This window comes from Metabacillus sp. 22489, assembly GCF_052044855.1.
Lineage (GTDB): Bacteria > Bacillota > Bacilli > Bacillales > Bacillaceae > Metabacillus > Metabacillus niabensis.
Window position 1 is genome coordinate 79,629 of record NZ_JBQENT010000016.1, and the last position, 17,832, is coordinate 97,460.

Annotated in this window: 10 protein-coding genes, 16 tRNA genes, 2 rRNA genes and 1 riboswitch; all 28 genes read right to left on the reverse strand. The window is 37.1% G+C overall.

Annotated features, from left to right (window positions below; genetic code table 11):
• Window positions 1-87: 87 nt before the first annotated feature.
• Window positions 88-1,371 carry a group II intron reverse transcriptase/maturase gene (gene ltrA / locus ACTJJ9_RS11690; RefSeq protein ID WP_095303608.1) on the reverse strand — a complete coding sequence of 428 codons (1,284 nt, stop codon included), beginning with the start codon at window positions 1,369-1,371 and terminating at the stop codon, window positions 88-90.
• 1,110 nt (window positions 1,372-2,481) lie between these two features.
• Window positions 2,482-4,029 (reverse strand): excalibur calcium-binding domain-containing protein, encoded by a 1,548-nt coding sequence (locus ACTJJ9_RS11695; RefSeq protein ID WP_440768669.1) that lies wholly within the window; start codon window positions 4,027-4,029, stop codon window positions 2,482-2,484.
• 242 nt (window positions 4,030-4,271) lie between these two features.
• Window positions 4,272-5,450 (reverse strand): LL-diaminopimelate aminotransferase, encoded by a 1,179-nt coding sequence (locus tag ACTJJ9_RS11700; RefSeq protein ID WP_145585014.1) that lies wholly within the window; start codon window positions 5,448-5,450, stop codon window positions 4,272-4,274.
• Window positions 5,451-5,522: 72 nt separating this feature from the next.
• Window positions 5,523-6,380, reverse strand: a complete 858-nt coding sequence (locus tag ACTJJ9_RS11705; protein ID WP_145585013.1) for a hypothetical protein — start codon at window positions 6,378-6,380, stop codon at window positions 5,523-5,525.
• 503 nt (window positions 6,381-6,883) lie between these two features.
• A complete protein-coding gene (locus ACTJJ9_RS11710) occupies window positions 6,884-8,140 on the reverse strand; it encodes a cation:dicarboxylate symporter family transporter (RefSeq protein WP_145585011.1) in 1,257 nt (418 codons plus the stop codon).
• 118 nt (window positions 8,141-8,258) lie between these two features.
• A riboswitch (cyclic di-AMP (ydaO/yuaA leader) is annotated at window positions 8,259-8,413 on the reverse strand.
• Between the two features lie 316 nt (window positions 8,414-8,729).
• Complete coding sequence (locus ACTJJ9_RS11715) at window positions 8,730-10,163, reverse strand: 6-phospho-beta-glucosidase (protein ID WP_145585009.1); 1,434 nt, start codon at window positions 10,161-10,163, stop codon at window positions 8,730-8,732.
• Window positions 10,164-10,174: 11 nt separating this feature from the next.
• Window positions 10,175-12,049 (reverse strand): beta-glucoside-specific PTS transporter subunit IIABC, encoded by a 1,875-nt coding sequence (locus ACTJJ9_RS11720; protein WP_145585006.1) that lies wholly within the window; start codon window positions 12,047-12,049, stop codon window positions 10,175-10,177.
• A 131-nt stretch (window positions 12,050-12,180) separates the two neighbouring features.
• Entirely contained in the window at window positions 12,181-13,017 is an 837-nt protein-coding gene (licT, locus tag ACTJJ9_RS11725) for a BglG family transcription antiterminator LicT (protein WP_095301227.1), read from the reverse strand.
• Between the two features lie 442 nt (window positions 13,018-13,459).
• Window positions 13,460-14,086 (reverse strand): hypothetical protein, encoded by a 627-nt coding sequence (locus ACTJJ9_RS11730; protein WP_095301228.1) that lies wholly within the window; start codon window positions 14,084-14,086, stop codon window positions 13,460-13,462.
• Between the two features lie 296 nt (window positions 14,087-14,382).
• Window positions 14,383-15,363: a tRNA dihydrouridine synthase gene (locus tag ACTJJ9_RS11735; protein WP_186324331.1), complete on the reverse strand. Its 981-nt coding sequence runs from the start codon at window positions 15,361-15,363 to the stop codon at window positions 14,383-14,385.
• A gap of 405 nt (window positions 15,364-15,768) precedes the next feature.
• Window positions 15,769-15,850, reverse strand: a tRNA-Leu gene (locus ACTJJ9_RS11740).
• 20 nt (window positions 15,851-15,870) lie between these two features.
• Window positions 15,871-15,959, reverse strand: a tRNA-Leu gene (locus tag ACTJJ9_RS11745).
• Window positions 15,960-15,974: 15 nt separating this feature from the next.
• Window positions 15,975-16,048 (reverse strand) — tRNA-Cys (locus tag ACTJJ9_RS11750).
• A 9-nt stretch (window positions 16,049-16,057) separates the two neighbouring features.
• A tRNA-Gly gene (locus ACTJJ9_RS11755) sits at window positions 16,058-16,132 on the reverse strand.
• A 66-nt stretch (window positions 16,133-16,198) separates the two neighbouring features.
• Window positions 16,199-16,273, reverse strand: a tRNA-Gln gene (locus ACTJJ9_RS11760).
• Window positions 16,274-16,281: 8 nt separating this feature from the next.
• A tRNA-His gene (locus ACTJJ9_RS11765) sits at window positions 16,282-16,357 on the reverse strand.
• 11 nt (window positions 16,358-16,368) lie between these two features.
• A tRNA-Trp gene (locus ACTJJ9_RS11770) sits at window positions 16,369-16,442 on the reverse strand.
• 8 nt (window positions 16,443-16,450) lie between these two features.
• Window positions 16,451-16,534 (reverse strand) — tRNA-Tyr (locus ACTJJ9_RS11775).
• A 15-nt stretch (window positions 16,535-16,549) separates the two neighbouring features.
• Window positions 16,550-16,622, reverse strand: a tRNA-Thr gene (locus ACTJJ9_RS11780).
• Window positions 16,623-16,632: 10 nt separating this feature from the next.
• Window positions 16,633-16,705: transfer RNA gene (locus tag ACTJJ9_RS11785), tRNA-Phe, on the reverse strand.
• Between the two features lie 176 nt (window positions 16,706-16,881).
• Window positions 16,882-16,958: transfer RNA gene (locus ACTJJ9_RS11790), tRNA-Asp, on the reverse strand.
• 17 nt (window positions 16,959-16,975) lie between these two features.
• Window positions 16,976-17,052: transfer RNA gene (locus tag ACTJJ9_RS11795), tRNA-Met, on the reverse strand.
• A 23-nt stretch (window positions 17,053-17,075) separates the two neighbouring features.
• Window positions 17,076-17,151: transfer RNA gene (locus ACTJJ9_RS11800), tRNA-Val, on the reverse strand.
• Between the two features lie 5 nt (window positions 17,152-17,156).
• A tRNA-Glu gene (locus ACTJJ9_RS11805) sits at window positions 17,157-17,231 on the reverse strand.
• 20 nt (window positions 17,232-17,251) lie between these two features.
• A tRNA-Ser gene (locus ACTJJ9_RS11810) sits at window positions 17,252-17,343 on the reverse strand.
• A gap of 4 nt (window positions 17,344-17,347) precedes the next feature.
• Window positions 17,348-17,422, reverse strand: a tRNA-Asn gene (locus ACTJJ9_RS11815).
• Window positions 17,423-17,433: 11 nt separating this feature from the next.
• Window positions 17,434-17,549 (reverse strand): 5S ribosomal RNA (gene rrf, locus ACTJJ9_RS11820).
• 165 nt (window positions 17,550-17,714) lie between these two features.
• A 23S ribosomal RNA gene (locus tag ACTJJ9_RS11825) occupies window positions 17,715-17,832 on the reverse strand; the annotation flags it as partial.

The following is a 17,832-nucleotide window of genomic DNA, read 5'->3' on the forward strand; positions in this document are numbered from 1 at the left end:
GATAATAATCGAGTAGGAGGCACGTTTCCGTGCCGACCTCTCACACCACCGTACGTACGGTTCCGTATACGGCGGTTCAATTTTATATTAGCCACGCACTTTGATATAATGTTTTTCACTGGAGATTAGGCCGAATCTGGCTAATCTCTCATTGGTTATTGTCGTCGTGAGTATCCAAGTATAAGCTATTCGAGCTGGTCCTTTACTTGTATGGCTATTTTTGTAAGCACTATATTTATCCATGCCCAGTTTAATAAGATTTTTCCTACGATTCTTGGCAGTTTTCCATTTCTCCCAGATACACATTCGCATTCTAAATCTTGTATGAGCATCTATTTTCCCAAGTGCTTTCTTCATATAACCGACCCTAAAGTAATTGACCCACCCTCTAATTAACTGATTAATTCTCTCCACTTGATACTTTGTACTAACACTCCAATGCCTTTTTGTGAGTTGTTTAAGTTTGAATTTGAAACTATCAAAGGATTTTTGGTGTGGTTTTGCTTTGTATAAATCAGCTTGATAATCTTTAAAGAATCCAAACCCTAAGAACTTCATCTCTGGGTCATTAGGTTTCGTCACTTTCGATTTCTCCACATTTACAGTTAACCCTAGTTTCTCTTCAATAAATCTCGATACAGACCTCATGACTCTTTTAGCCGACATCTCACTTTTGACCATGATGATACAATCATCTGCGTATCTAACGAAACGCAGTCCTCGATTTTCTAGTTCTCTATCCAATTCATTAAGCATGATATTACTTAGTAAAGGTGATAAGTTTCCGCCTTGCGGGGTGCCGATGATTGTTTCTTTATATTCTTCGTCTATTTGAACACCACTTACTAAGAATTTACGAATAAGAGAAATGACATCTCCATCATCCACTGTTCTCGATAGGAGATTCATTAGTCGGTCATGGTGTACTGTGTCAAAGAAACGCTCTAAGTCGATATCTACAATCCATTCATATCCATCATTCATGTATTCTAAGGCTTTCAGGATAGCCATTTCGGCATAACGTCTTGGTCTGAAACCATAGCTATATTCACTGAATTGTTTATCGAACATTGGGGTTAAAACTTGGGCAATTGCCTGTTGAATAACCCTATCTAGAACAGTCGGAATTCCTAAAAGTCGTGTTCCACCGTTTGGTTTTGGTATTTCGACCCTTAATACAGGACTGGGTTTATATTCTCTTTTTCGGATTTGGCGAATAGTTTCATCCTTATTCAGTGCCATATACCCAACCAGTTCCTCCACACCCATGCCATCAACACCAGCAGAGCCTTTGTTTCTTTTAACCAGCTTGACTGCCTGGTCTAAATTATCCTTCTCGAGTATCTTGTCGAGTAGTTTTCTTTCGTGCATGCTTGTTATTTCCTTTCTTTCACGTAGGTCGGTATCCACTTTGTCGCGGTTTGCCAGTGGTCTGTTTCCTTCCCCAATTGAGATTTCTATAACGATAAAATTGTTCAGCCCTTCGCTCTTTCTAACTTTCGTTTGACCTCTTCACTACTATGGCTTCTGCTGACTTCTCACGGTCCAGTCCTATATCTCTATAGGATTTTGATGTAGATCCGCGAGACCTCCCCAGTTAAGGTGCGAACTCTTTCCCTCCATCTATCTGCCATATATACAACGCATGTAAAGTAGCTATCGGACTTCAACTTCTTTTGCAGCCTTATCCTCATACGGTGCCTCTTATATGATTTCTGTTCGTCAGACCAGAGGTTTGCCTTGGGCTTCCTTCAGATTCCACGTCACCATGGACACCCTTGCCTTCAGCTATGTATTTGCCGCTACCAGGCCATACTCGGGACTTTCACCCGTTAGAGTTCGCCCATGCTGGGCGAACAAAAAATGACGCCCTTAATGGACGCCTAAACTAGCATTTCTATTACATTCATATTTGCGCATAATCACATCATTTAACGGTTCTAACAAGTCTGCCTCTATTAATGCATTTAATAGCCTTTCGTCCCTTAATGCCTTTTCGTCTAGACACGTTACAAAATCGAATAATCTATTTAGTGAGGTACACATTTTAAATATCGTATTCCTTTCATAGCTGCGTAATTTTTGCGTTATTTAAGTATTTGATTCGTTATTACTTACGATTATATAACAGTTTCCTTTAATTTCCTACAGCTTTAAAACGTTGTAATCGCAATATTATTGGGAAACTTTTCGACATTGTATACGTGTATTTCAACTCATATTGGATATGCCTGTTTGGACTATGCATCTACTTTGATGTTTTAAAGTTTCCTTCATTGAGTCTTTGCAACCCTTTTCATCAAGTACTCAACAGCTTTTTTATTTTGCCTTAAATCAATTTAAAAAAGAGCGCTTAATGGCGCTCCTTACATTTTTTATCTTCACTTAAAATTGGATAAGTACTACTTTATAAAAATATTTAGCTACGATCCATTTACTGGATATCTACTTATAAAACCTAAATTCCTTTTTAACTAATTATTATCTATCACAACCAATTCCATCTCCATCTCTATCAAGATGTTTGGCGTATCCTGGCTCACCTTTATGAATTGGCGCAGCACCTGCTGCCTTTGCTTGTGTACAGTTTTTATAATATACGTTTGTCTGTTGTTCCTGCTTCTGTATCTCTGCCATCTGTACATCTTCTTGTTTGCGCTTTTCCTCTGCCAAACGTGCCTCTTCTTCTTGTTTACGTTTTTCTTCTGCTAGACGTGCTTCTTCTTCTTGTTTACGTTTTTCTTCTGCTAGACGTGCCTCTTCCTCTTGTTTACGCTTTTCTTCTGCTAGACGTGCCTCTTCCTCTTGTTTGCGCTTTTCTTCTGCTAGACGTGCCTCTTCCTCTTGTTTGCGCTTTTCTTCTGCTAGACGTGCTTCTTCTTCTTGTTTACGTTTTTCTTCTGCTAGACGTGCTTCTTCTTCTTGTTTACGTTTTTCTTCTGCTAGACGTGCTTCTTCTTCTTGTTTACGTTTTTCCTCCGCTAGACGTGCCTCTTCTTCAACTTCCTCTGTTTCGGAATCTGTTACCTCAGTAGTTGATTTAATAGAAGCCTTTTCTGTAGAATCTTCTCCAAAAGTTATTCCGATAATAATTAGCAAAATGAATAGGTAAAAAAGCGAAGCAATTGTTCTTTTCCACCACTTTCCACTTCGAAAGCCAAGTATTTTTTGATACCACTTTCTTTTTTTATATTTAAAAGGGATATTTCCCTTCGATAGAATATTAACAAAAGCTTTACCTGAACTATTTAATACTAACTTGCCTTCATCATTACTTATTACTGTTTTAATTGCAAAGTAGTCGATAACTGCGTTAGCAAAGAAATTATAAGACCATGTGTTAATTAGTTTAGCTTTTCGTTCCTTATTATCATATTCATATAATAGTATATTAGTATCAACTACAATAAAGTTACCCTTTTTCTGCGTATCTTGATAAAAACCTTCAATAATTAATTCTGCGCCCTTATGCTTTTCACGCAATAATCTCTCACCATTTTTTGTATGTCCCATATCATCTCTTTTCAAAAGAAATGACGTAATTTTAATCTCACGTTTTCGTAAATCTTCTAAGGTTTCAGCATGTAAAAAATAATCAAAATCATGAGTAACAGTTGTAAGAATTTCTTGAGCTTTATTTGTAATCATATGTTCTAAAATTTCAACAAATTCTTGGCTATCATCATTTTTCTTAATATCATCAAATGTTCGCCTTGAACGACCAATTTGAAGTGTTATTTGCCACTCATTTTTATCTTTTCCGTCAGATTGAACATCAATATCATTAATCTGAGAGTATTTATATACCATATTTTCACTTTTTGAGATAAATACTACAGATTCCGTTGTTAACACTAATACTCCATCTAATTCTCGACCACTTTTTTTATCACATTCTGTCTCAATAGCTTTTAAAATTTTTTCAGTCGGATTTAATATTGTATCTTGTGCTTGCAATAATAATTTTTCATACTTAGATACTAGAGCCTTTTGACTCATTGTTGGTCTTTTACCAATCCACTTTTGCATAAATTAACCTCCCCCAAATATATTATCTTGATTATTATAAACCTTTTTTGTACACTTATGGATTTATTTGTTAAAATTTGTAGTCATATTTTCATAGATTTTAACTTTTCACTTTCAGTAAATTAAAAACTCTATATCCGACTGTATTCTTGAGTAAATTGACATTTTTATAATCTAGTTGAAATAAAAAGACAGCTAGCCATTTCTGCTAACTGTCTCCCCATAATTAATCTATTAAAAAACTACACGACACCTACTTGCAATAAACCCGCTTTTTCAATATTAGAAATTGCCATTTTAAGTTTATCAATATCTTGCACTAAAGCAATTCTTACATATCCTTCCCCATTTGGTCCGAAGGCATTACCAGGGGTTACAACGACATTTGCCCTCTCAATTAATGCATAGGCAAATTCAATAGATGTCCAGCCTCTGGGAACTTCAGCCCAGACAAACATTCCTGCCTTAGGATTCATGACTTCCCATCCTATTTCATTTAAGCCATTTACTAAAATATCTCGTCTTTCCTGATAGATTTTTCGAATGGTTTCACTGTATTCTTCCCCTTTTTTCAATGCTTGAATTGCTGCCTTTTGAATAGGTAAAAATACTCCATAATCTAAATTACTTTTAAATTGATACATCGCTTGGATAATTTTCTTGTTACCAGCCAAATACCCAATTCGACTACCTGCCATATTATAATTTTTAGAGAAAGAAAATAGCTCAACCCCGACATCTTTGGCTCCATCAATTGATAAGAAACTAATTGATTCCTTCCCATCAAAATACACCTCTGAATAGACAAAGTCATGAAGCACTATAATATTATGTTTTTTTGCAAATGCGACAACCTCTTCAAAGTATTCCTTACTAGCTATTGCTGGAACTGGATTACCAGGAAAATTCAATATCATGATTTTTGCTAATTTAGCAATATGATCTGGTATTGCTGAAAGATCTGGTAAAAAGTCGTTTTCCTTTTTCAAAGGCATTAAGTATGGCTTAGCTCCTGCCAGCGCTATTCCCGCAGCATAGCCAACATACCCTGGATCTGGTACTAAAATGAGATCACCAGGATTAGCAAAAACCATTGGTAAATGGACAAGGCCATCGTGAGATCCCATAACATGTAAAACCTCTTCTGGATTTAGTGCGACTTGATATTTTTTCTTATAAAAGCTGGAGAATGCATCATTAAGATCGTTTGTCCCAGTTATTGCATATCCATACTGACCAGGCTTCATAACCTCTTCAGCTAACGTTTCTGTAATATAGGATGGAGGGGCTAAATCTGGACTCCCAATACTTAAATCAATAATAAAAGCACCTTCTGCAAGCTTTTGTTGCTTATATGATGCCAATTCACTAAAGATTGATGGCTGAAAAAAACTCATTCTATCAGATACTGTTATATTCATACAAAAACCACCTAACAAGTTTTTTTGTTATAACTTTTTAATAGAATCCAGTATAAATGCAAAAACTATCAATCATTTTGCTATTAAAATTTTTTCATGCTGACTCAATTCTAGTGCCTTTATTAATGATTTTTTAAATGTTTCCACAAAGCTATCGCATACTTTCGGTGGTAGCAAGGATAAAGATAAGTAAGGATTTAAATCCTCGTGTTCGACTAATAAAAGCTGATCCTCTTTAGTTAGACAAGCATCCACTCGTTCAATTCCCCAATCAAGATTGTTCCATTCAATAAAACGCTCGGCAAACTGTAAATCCTGCTTCGTAGGAATATACTCCTTTAATTCCCATCTTTTGCTTTTGTCTGGAGCATAAAGAGCATATTGAAATTCTTTGTCAATAAAATAGAAGGAGACCTCATATTCAAAATTAATAAAAGGCTGTACTAACATATTTTTTTCGTTTGCGTCAATCTTCGTATCAAGCTCACTTTTATGAACAAATTCGAAGCCGATTGAATCTGCCCCATCCTTTGGTTTTATGATGTACGTTTCTACATCAGGAAGATTTTTCAAATCGTCTAAGGAATTAATGGTCGGAATAACCGGAAACCCATTTTTCGTCAACTCAATTAAATAATCCTTCCCATCCATGTCACCTTTCCCATTGAATGAATTGTAGGTTTTTAACTGATTTGCAACAACTCTATGGCGAAATGACTGATATTGGTCCTTAAAATTAATTACTGGTCCAGCATTTCGAAACACGATTAAGTCAAAGTCCTTTTCAAACATTTCGGTATCCTTAGGATGACAAATGACAACTTGAAAATCTTTCCTTAATTGAGAAGTTAGAAATAAATCCTCCTCATAATACACTCTTGCTCCTTTCGCTTGATAGTATAAGTCTGTTACAAACAATAACTTTGCCAATATGCCCCACCTACCCTATATTTTTTGATGACTTCTTTAAAAGTAAAGGAAGTATATAAATAAAAGTTTATGAATGCATTCACCCCTCACTCTCCCTTTTAATATCGTTCCATTTTTGGAAATTTTTTATAGTAGCATTGTTTCATTTATTTTTAAGTCAAAATACACTTAAAATTAGATATTATCCTACAAAATAATTAAAAGCTTAATTCCCATTATCATTTCAAAATATAGAAAAGTAGAGGAGAGCACTATATTCGCTAACAACATCACTAAGCATTTCATGAAAAGTCCGTATAAGCGCTTCATATTTGTGATAAATAAAAAACGTTCCTACTAAATGTAAGAAACGTTGATAGAACTGTATTTAGCTCATACGGTTTTGGCTCTTACTACGAGTGTTTTACTGAAAAGGTAATCCCAGAATCATCTCACAAAAAAGACCTTCAACATTAACGTTGAAGGTCTTAATTTCACAGCTTTTCATGCTTGCTGAGACAATTTTATGAAGCATCTTTCATGTTTTCAAGAGGAGGGTTAAATTGCCCTTCCCATTTAGCGACAACAATCGCTGCTAATGAATTTCCTACTACGTTCACCGCAGTACGTCCCATATCTAGAATTCGGTCAATACCAGCAATAATCGCTAATCCTTCAGCAGGTAAACCAATTGTGCTAAATGTTGCTAATAGAACAACGAATGAGACACCAGGTACTCCTGCCATACCTTTAGAGGTTACCATCAAGACAAGCATTAGGGTTATTTGTTGGCCAATGCTTAGTTCAATGCCAAACATTTGCGCAATAAATAATGATGCGATTGCTTGATATAAAACAGAACCATCTAAATTAAACGAGTAACCTGTTGGAATAACAAAAGTCGCAATATGCTTTGGACTTCCTGCTTGCTCCATTTTGTCCATAATTTTCGGAAGTACCGTTTCCGAACTTGATGTTGAAAATGCTAAAATTAACTCTTCTTTAATCATCTTCAATAATTTAAAGATACTGAACCCAACAATTTTACCCATTATGCCTAAGACCACAATGACAAAGAAAATCATTGTTCCATAAACAGTAAGAGCTAATTTACCTAATGGAATAAGTGATGCAAAACCATATTTAGAAATCGTTACCCCGATTAATGCAAACACACCAATTGGCGCATATTTCATAAATAAGTTTGTCACATAAAACATTGCACTTGCCGTACCTTCAAAGAAACGTAAAACCGGTTTTCCTTTATCTCCAATAGCTGCAATTCCAATACCGAAAACGACAGCAAAGAAAATAATCGCAAGCATATCGCCTTCAACCATTGCACTAATTGGATTTGTCGGAACAATATGAAGAAGTGTTTCGGCAATTGTTTTTCCTTCTTGCTCTTCTGATGTTTCAACATAATTTGAAATATCAGTATGCTCCAGCTTGTCCATATTTAAACCAGCACCAGGCTGGAAGATATTCGCTGCTATAAGTCCGACAGCTATTGCAATCAATGTCATCCCTATAAAATAAGTAAGTGATTTAGCTCCTAGCTTACCAACAGATTTTAAATCACCAACACCTGCAATCGCAACGATAATACTAGAAAGGACAATTGGCACGACAATCATTTTAATTAAACGGAGAAACAGATCCCCAAATGGCTGTAAAACGCTTTGTGCCGTTTCACTTCCATAGAAAATTCCACCGATGATTATACCTAATATAAGACCGATAAAAATTTGACTTGCTAAGCTTAATTTGAATTTTTTCATTAATTACCCCACCTTCTTGTTGATTTTATATAAACGAATGTCTCAGGCAAGGGAAACAAATAGATACGATATTTCACACAAAAAAACGGCTAATGCCGATTCACCATTCTCTATCCTACTGTTTCCTCTCAATCGCTTACGAGGTTAGCTTTCAGGTTAGGACTACGGGAAACAACGAGCCCCTTCTTTTTAAAGAATTCACCAATAGCGGAACTATCCGCAGAAAAAATTTGGGTCCCCCGCTCTTAAAATAAGATTAAGCAAAAAACGAACTATTTCAATTTTATCATCAAAATACTATTTTAGTAAATAATTTAATATTTCCAGATACTTTATAGTTAGCTTTAACAATTTCTTACTATTCCAAAAGTCCCTTTATTATGCTGTTAATAAACTAATCCGTGGTCATTTTTAATCAATTGAGCCAAATAATCTTATACCAATACAATACTATACTTTCACTGTTCCTATATAAAAAAAGGATGTACCTTTTAAAGTACATCCTTCTATCAAGAAATGATTACTAGCTCCTATCAACATTCCCACCTCTGCAAAAGATGGTAAAAATGATAGAATGATTCATTTACTACTATTGATTCGATAAATCTTCCCCATTTGTTGCAATCACTTTTTTATACCAATGAAATGACTTCTTCTTCGTTCTTTTTAAAGTTCCTCTTCCATCATTGTCACGGTCTACATAGATAAAGCCATAGCGTTTCTTCATCTCACCAGTGCCTGCTGATACTAGGTCGATGCAGCCCCAGGATGTGTAGCCAAGAAGATCAACACCATCTTCATCAACAGCATCTTTCATAGCTTGAATATGTGCTGCTAAATACTCAATCCGATAATCATCCTCTACATATCCTGATTCATCTGGTATATCTACTGCACCTAACCCATTTTCAACAATGAATAAAGGCTTCTCATAACGATCATACAAATCGTTCATCGTAATACGCAGACCTAAAGGATCAATTTGCCAACCCCATTGACTTGCTTGGAGGTATGGATTCTTTACAGTCGGGAACAAATTGCCTGCCGTCTTTTCTACATTAGAATCTTCAGCTGCTGCAACACGTGAAGCATAATAAGAGAATGAAATGAAGTCAACAGTATGATTCTTTAATACTTCTAAATCCTCAGGCTTCATGTCTATCACAATGTTCTTTCTAGCTAATTCTTTTAATGCATAAGCAGGATAAGCACCCTTTGATTGCACATCAATGAAAAAGTAATTGCCTCGATCCTTTTTCTTTCCTTCCCAGACATCTTCTGGTCGGCAACTATAAGGATAATAACTCGCTGCTGCTAACATGCATCCTACTTTATTCTCAGGATCGATTTCATGTGCGATTTTTGTAGCTTCTGCACTTGCCACAAGCTCATGATGTGCTGCTTGATATTTTACTTGCTCCTCATTTTCACCTTCTTCAAAGCAAATCCCTGCTCCAAGAAATGGTGCATGAAGAATCATATTGATTTCATTAAAAGTAAGCCAGTACTTAACAAGTCCCTTATATCGAGTAAACAATACTGTACATAAGCGTTTATAAAAATCAATTAACTTCCGATTTCGCCAGCCACCGTACGTTTCAATCAAATGCATTGGACAATCAAAGTGGGTAATTGTCACTAAAGGTTCGATTCCATATTTATGGCATTCCTTAAATAGGTCTTCGTAAAATTTTAGACCTTCTTCATTCGGCTCCAGCTCATCACCTTTCGGAAAGATACGGCTCCATGCAATCGATAATCGATACGTTTTAAAGCCCATTTCACCGAATAAGGCGATATCTTCTTTGTAACGATGATACATATCAATCGCTTCTTTTGCAGGATAAAAATATCCTTCCTCAAAAGCAAACATTTTCTTTTTACCAGTAATGATACTTCGACGGTCTGGACCAGTTGGAATGACGTCCACATTTGCTAGCCCTCTGCCACCTTGGTCAAATCCACCTTCACATTGATTTGCAGCAGTTGCACCGCCCCATAAAAAATCTTCTCTAAATCCCATTAGTTCTCCTCCTACTTCATGACTTTAATGATTTCTTCACCAAATTTAATTGGGCTTTCATTTGCTGTTAAAATATCTCCAACCTCAGCTGAGTTTGTAATCACGACAGGAGTAATCGTCTTATATCCTTTTGCTTTAATTCCTTCAAGGTCAAACTGAATTAGCTTGTCACCTACTTGAATTTTTTGATCCTTTTGAATGAAATACTCATACCCTTCCCCATTCAACTGAACAGTATCGATTCCAACATGAATTAATAGTTCTAGACCATCTTCACTCGTAATACCGACTGCATGTTTTGAATCAAACACTGCACTAACTGTACCATTGACAGGTGAAACAACGGTACCCTCAGATGGTTCAATCGCTACACCTTGTCCTAAAATTTCTTCGGAAAACATGCCATCATCTACATGCTTTAAGCTGTGTAAAGTCCCTTGCATCGGCGATAAAATCGTTGCGCCATTAATATTTAATTTTGCATTCGTTACCGGTTTAATTGGTTCTTCAGATGTTTCTTCAACAACTGGGTCCCTATATAGGATTAACGTTGCGATAAATGTTACGACAATACTGATAGCTGCACCAATACATGCATAATAGAAGAAACTTAATGTGTTATCTCCAATATAACTAGGTAATGTTAGAAGACCTGGTGAACCACCAGAAAAGTTTCGTACTCTAAGAATACCCATAAATAATCCACCAACTCCGCCACCGATCATTGCAGCGTATAGTGGTGTCTTAAAGCGTAAGTTAACTCCATACAAAGCAGGCTCCGTAATACCAAACAGACCAGTCAAGCCCGCAGAATAAGCTAATTGCTTAATCGTACTATCCTTCGATTTTAAACCAACTCCAATAGCAGCAGCACCTTGACTTACATTTGAAGCAAGCATTCCAGGATAAATTACTGTATCATAACCTGTTGTCATCCGGTTGTTAATTCCAATTGGAACTAGACCGTAGTGAGTACCTGTTGCGACAAGCAATGGACTAAATGTTCCAACTAATAATGGAACGATCCATGGACTTACAGATTCTAATGTTGTTATACCGTTTGAAATTGCATCACTTATCATATAACCAATTGGCCCTAAAACAACCAAACTAACTGTTCCCACGATAAAGATCGTAATCAATGGTTTACTAAAGAACTTAATCGCCTTAGGTGAAACTTTATCTGCAATCGGTTCAATATAAGACATAAACCATACAGAAAGAATAATCGGGATAACAGAAGATGAATAGGATACAGCAGAGATAGGAAGTCCAAAAAGTTGAATCGCATCTCCAGTCTCTTTTGCTGTAGTCACCATCGTAATAAAAGTTGGATGCAGTAATATTCCTCCAACCATCATAGCTAAGTACATATTGGTTTTAAATTTTTGTGCAGAAGACGCTGCTAGCAAGATAGGTAAAAAGTAGAAAGCGGCATCTGCCATGAAATTCATTATTTGATAGCTTTGGCTTTCCGTTGTTAAAACATTAAATACGACTAACAGAGATAAAACTGCTTTTAGCATCCCTGCAGCTGTAATTGCAGGAAGAATCGGGGTGAAAATTCCTGTAATCGTATCAATCACTTTGGCAAAAGGAGAACGTTTATCTTCCTCCTTAGTCCCTTCACCTTCATTCAAAATATTTGTTTGCTTAGCAATCTCTTTATAAACATTTGCGACATCGCTACCAATAATAACTTGATATTGTCCGCCTTTGTTTACAACTCCCATTACACCAGGAGTACTTTTTAATGTTTGCTCATCTGGATTTTGGTCATCCTTTAAATTAAAACGCAAACGTGTGGCACAGTGAGTCAAACTTTTGATATTTCCCTCACCACCGACTTTGTCGATGATTAATTTCGCTAACTCTTGATAGTTCATCCGTTTTATCCTCCATTCTCACATAACCTAAAATGACTTGTTGCAGATAAAAATGAATAAAAAAATACCTAAATGAATCCCTCTTTAAATAAAGGGTTCATTTAGGTATAGCCTGCATGACAGTAACAATCCTAATCACTCGTTATTCTTTTTATATGAATCGTCAGGTAGATTAGCTCATCTTCCTCTAGGTCTCTTCCAAATTCCTTTTTAATATACTCCCTAATTTTCAATGCACAGGCGTACTCGTTTGTATACTTTTCCTTTAACATGAAAATGAAACTTGACGTCCCAGCATCATCCAATTTAACACCACTAAACAATCGTTGAAAGAAAAATTTCAAGTGTGTGATAAATCGTTCATAATTTAGCGAATACTCGTCCAATTCAATTTTGAAGTGATATTTTATAATACTAAGGATATTTTGGATAACCTTTGCTATTTCAGAAACTCGGCTTACTTGTCCCATATCAAGCTCAGCATTTACGATATGCAAAGCAATAAAACCAGCTTCATCTTCTGGTAACTCAACCCCAAGTCGGTTTCTAACAATTGATAACGCTTCTTTTCCAATCAAGAACTCATGATTATAAAACCTCTTGATTTCCCATAGAAGGGCATTCTTAATTTCCATGCCATTCTGATAGCGCTCAATCGCATAACTAATATGGTCGGTCAATGTTAAGAAGATATTTTCACTTAGTTTCTTACCAAGTGAAACTTTCGCAAAGCTAATGATTTCATTGGCTACCTGAATGTGTTCCATCGGGATCGAAGAAAGCATTTGGGTTAATTTATTGACATTCCACTCTTTTGAACTGAGATAAATGTTCTCAATTCGAGTTTCATCAATTACATCGCCGACCTTTTTCTTAAAGCCGAGCCCCTTACCCATAACGACAATTTCCTGATTATCTTGATTCCTAGACAATACGATATTATTATTAATTACTTTATATACATTCATAGATAGTCCCTATTCTTTATAAATTCATCATCTACAACAAAAAATAGGTATAGCCCACAATAAAGCGGTAACAATCCTCAATCACAAGTCTAGCATAGGTGATTTCTACTTGTCAATTTGATATTTAATAGATTAAAAGAATATTTTTAGGTAATATTTGTTAGGAAAGAAGTATTATTATAGCAAGTAGCTAATGTCTAATTTATTGTTTCGGTTCAACGTCAAATGTTGGGGTGAAGTAATTTTTACTCTCCCCAACACGAACATCCACGTTTTAGACTTATGTGTTAATAAATATAATCATAAGTAAAATTAATTTCAATGTATGCATGTTATTCATAGGTTTATACACGGCTTTATTTTATGTTACAAAAGAGAGTACTCTGTAGTAGAAATCAACCTAAACTAAACAAAATGTCCTTATTATATTTTCTTACAGCATTTATTTTTCGTTATCATGTTCTAAAGCATCTGGATAAATGATTTCATCAAAAACTTCTTCAGTAGTTTGGTCCTTTATAGTAATGGTCACTTTGTTGCTATTTGGCTCACCGCCATTAAATGTCTGATACATGACTCCTGACATCCCTAGGCCAAGTATTGCAACACCGTCCAAACTGTTTTCATAAGCATCTCTGTCTACAACAACTATAAATTCAGAAAATGTATCATTATGGGTAATATCTTTAATTGATTTATATTCTCCACTTTTCTTTGTTTCTTGGATTGTTTTATTTATCTCAGCTTCTAATTCTCCTACCATTTCTTTATGCTTTTCTTTGGACATTTTATATGTGAGAGAGCCATCATCATTCTTTACAACCTCTTTTACACCCTCTTTTTTAGCATTTGAAATAACAGTATCAATATCTTCTCCCTCAAATATGGTAGCTGGTACCGTTATTTCTACATTTAAAAGACCTTTATCGACATCTACGTTCTGTTGTTCAGTACCTTCTTTCTTTTCTTGAGTAGTATCCTTTTCTTCATTTGTCCGATTATCATTATCTGAACAGGCAGTTGGAATGAACATCATTAAAAGTATAAACATGATGATTAACTTCTTCATGAAAACTCCTCCTTATTCATTATTTAAATCGGCTGCCAAACCATGCAAATCTAATTAAAGATGATTTTTCCCTTTAATCTGAACTATATAGTATGATTTTATTCTTTTTTCAGGTGCTAAACTTTTTTAATGAATAAAACCCGGTGAAGTTCCACAAAAAGTGAAATTTAACCGGGTTTTTGATTTAAACATTATTTAAGTTTACTTTAAATCCTGGGCATTATAGTCTATTGATAGGAAGGATACTACATTATATTTGTTATCATGTGAAGAACAGCTACTTTTGGGTCACATTTTTACTGTTCCGTATCCTCAACATGATAATCAAAAGTATCAAGCAATTCACGTACTTCATCCGTTGATTTTGTGTTCATCAATTGATTTCTTAATTCACTTGCTCCACGAAACCCTTTGACGTAAATCTTAAAAAAGCGATGAAGAGGTTTAAATCGACGTGGTTCTAATTCAGTTGAATATTTATCATGGAGGTCAAGGTGCAATCTTAACAAATCAAGCAATTCCTGACTAGTATGCTCTCTTGGCTCTTTTTCAAAGGCAAATGGATTTTTAAATATTCCACGGCCAATCATAACTCCATCAACACCATACTGTTCAGCGAGCTTCAAGCCAGTTTGACGGTCAAGAATATCCCCATTGATTGTTAACAGTGTATCTGGCGCAATCTCGTCACGTAGTTTCTTAATCTCCGGAATCAACTCCCAATGAGCATCTACTTGGCTCATTTCTTTTCTAGTCCGTAGATGGATTGAAAGATTAGCGATATCCTGTTTCAAAATATGTGTTAACCAATCCTTCCACTCGTCTACATATGTGTAACCAAGTCGAGTCTTCACACTTACAGGTAAGCCCCCTGCTTTTGCAGCTTGTACAATTTCAGCGGCAACCTCTGGACGAAGGATAAGGCCACTTCCCTTACCTTTAGACGCCACATTAGCTACAGGACAGCCCATATTGATATCGATACCCTTAAATCCAAGCTCCGCCATCCCAATACTCATTTGCCGAAAATACTCTGGCTTATCCCCCCATATATGTGCAACAATTGGCTGTTCATCCTCGGTAAAAGTCAAACGTCCACGCACACTTTGTTTTCCATCTGGGTGGCAATAACTCTCCGTGTTTGTAAACTCAGTAAAAAACACATCAGGTCTAGCTGCTTCACTCACCACATGGCGAAAAACAACATCTGTCACATCTTCCATTGGTGCCAGTACAAAAAAAGGTCGTGGTAATTCACGCCAAAAATTATCTTTCATATTCAAACTCAAATCCTTTCATCATCAAATACCTGGTCAAACCTTCGTCTCTATATTAAAAAGTGAAAATGTTCCGCTTTTTTACACTTAAAGCATGCTTAATGACTTTTTATCAGACTTTAATTTAGAACATTATAAACTTTACTATTACTAAATAAAAAATGCAAAGGAAACAGAGCAATAAAGACAGTTTTGCTCATAGTTTAGGTACATTATCTAGATTACCACTGTATATTGTTAGAAATACTATTATCATTAGGATGGGGATAGAATCACATACTTTATCCCACGCTTTATTTAAATTTATTGCTAAGAAATTGAAGGATAGTATTGGAGATAAATAAAAAACGCTCCTTACAATACGTAAGAAACGTCGAATTAATCTCATTTACAATCGTTACATAATACCAGTGGTCGGGGTCGAACCGACACTCCCGAAGGAACACGATTTTGAGTCGTGCGCGTCTGCCAATTCCGCCACACTGGCAAAGCAAAATAAAATTCAAATGGTGCCGAGGACCGGAATCGAACCGGTACGGTAGTCACCTACCGCAGGATTTTAAGTCCTGTGCGTCTGCCAGTTCCGCCACCCCGGCAAGGGTTAGTTTAAATGGAGGCGGCAACCGGATTTGAACCGGTGATAAAGGTTTTGCAGACCTCTGCCTTACCACTTGGCTATGCCGCCATTTTAAACTGGAGCGGAAGACGGGATTCGAACCCGCGACCCCCACCTTGGCAAGGTGGTGTTCTACCACTGAACTACTTCCGCGCTGACAATTATAAAATTTGTATACTCTAGCCTATGCAAGAGAATCAAAAATGTGTAATAAAAAAATGGCTGGGCTAGCTGGATTCGAACCAACGAATGACGGAGTCAAAGTCCGTTGCCTTACCACTTGGCTATAGCCCACTGATTAATGGGGCGGCTGATGGGAATCGAACCCACGAATGTCGGAACCACAATCCGATGCGTTAACCACTTCGCCACAGCCGCCATTATTTAATTGGCAGGGGCAGTAGGAATCGAACCCACACCAAAGGTTTTGGAGACCTCTATTCTACCGTTAAACTATGCCCCTATATTAAATGGTGGAGGGGGGCAGATTCGAACTGCCGAACCCGAAGGAGCGGATTTACAGTCCGCCGCGTTTAGCCACTTCGCTACCCCTCCATATTGGTGAAACAGTGCCGGCGAGAGGACTTGAACCCCCAACCTACTGATTACAAGTCAGTTGCTCTACCAATTGAGCTACACCGGCAAACAAAAGGTGGCTCGGGACGGAATCGAACCGCCGACACATGGATTTTCAGTCCATTGCTCTACCAACTGAGCTACCGAGCCTTAATGTTTTCGGCTTCCGCTAAACTTCGAATCTCTGCGTCAGCTCATTCATTCACATCCTCACGTATTCAAATACGCTCCGGTGTTCATTCATTCGCTTCCTTGATCTTCTCGCTTATCGAAACCCTTTTACTCTAGACTTAATTAACATTTTATAAATAGTAATAAATTTAGAATGGCGGTCCGGACGGGACTCGAACCCGCGACCTCCTGCGTGACAGGCAGGCATTCTAACCAACTGAACTACCGGACCATTTAATTAACTTAAATTGGTTGCGGGGACAGGATTTGAACCTGCGACCTTCGGGTTATGAGCCCGACGAGCTACCAGACTGCTCCACCCCGCGATAATAGTATGTTTAACATTTAATGGTGGAGGATGACGGGATCGAACCGCCGACCCTCTGCTTGTAAGGCAGATGCTCTCCCAGCTGAGCTAATCCTCCATATATGGTGACCCGTACGGGATTCGAACCCGTGTTACCGCCGTGAAAGGGCGGTGTCTTAACCGCTTGACCAACGGGCCAAAGTTTGTTTTATCAGTAGTGGCGGAGAGCAAGGGATTTGAACCCTTGAGACAGCTTTCGCCGCCTACACGATTTCCAATCGTGCTCCTTCGGCCACTCGGACAGCTCTCCAAAATGGCTCCGCAGGTAGGATTCGAACCTACGACCGATCGGTTAACAGCCGATAGCTCTACCACTGAGCTACTGCGGAATAATATAATAGCCTGGCAACGTCCTACTCTCACAGGGGGAGTCCCCCAACTACCATCGGCGCTGAAGAGCTTAACTTCCGTGTTCGGCATGGGAACGGGTGTGACCTCTTCGCTATCGCCACCAGACAATTGTGACAAAGACTATTATACTATCTTAGAAGAATTTTTCAAGTCTTTTTTGAAGAAAATATTCCTTCAAAACTAGATAACGATTTTTAATATTCATTCACTTAGTTTAACGCTCTTTATATCTAGCTCCAGAAGCCATACTGGCCTCTTCCGCCTTTAATTTAGGTTAAGTCCTCGAACGATTAGTATCTGTCAGCTCCACGTGTCACCACGCTTCCACCTCAGACCTATCAACCTGATCATCTTTCAGGGTTCTTACTCACTAATGTGATGGGAAATC